This is a genomic window from Vibrio sp. 10N.222.48.A3, assembly GCF_041475345.1.
Taxonomy (GTDB): Bacteria; Pseudomonadota; Gammaproteobacteria; order Enterobacterales; family Vibrionaceae; genus Vibrio; species Vibrio tasmaniensis_A.
The window spans coordinates 1-280 of sequence record NZ_JBFRVX010001748.1 but is presented as its reverse complement, the minus strand read 5'-3'; the positions used below and the strand labels follow the sequence as shown (position 1 = coordinate 280).

General features: G+C 41.1%; 1 protein-coding gene. It reads right to left on the bottom strand.

What is annotated here, in order from left to right:
• Positions 1-92: 92 nt before the first annotated feature.
• Positions 93-280: hypothetical protein (locus AB4653_RS28740; protein WP_372106046.1), on the bottom strand; the 188-nt coding region annotated here is incomplete at its 5' end.

Below are 280 nucleotides of genomic sequence, written 5' to 3'. Positions count from 1 at the left end.
GATTGCCTACTCATAACATGTTATTCAACGGTGTTCTGTGCTGTTGACCATGCAGCTTAAGCTTGCCGAACAAGAAATGCGTTATGACTGCGCTATTTTAGGAATAGGTCGAAGTCGATCTCTTGTTCTCTTCCGTATTTAACCAGTTTCACTTTCAAGTTGTGTTCTGCTGCAAGATCAATAGCTAAGTTAGACATGCGCTTTATCTCATTAAAACAGCTTGAGATTAGGGGCTTTTCTTGGTTGTCGACAGTAGCGATAAGTGTGTTCTCTGTACCTT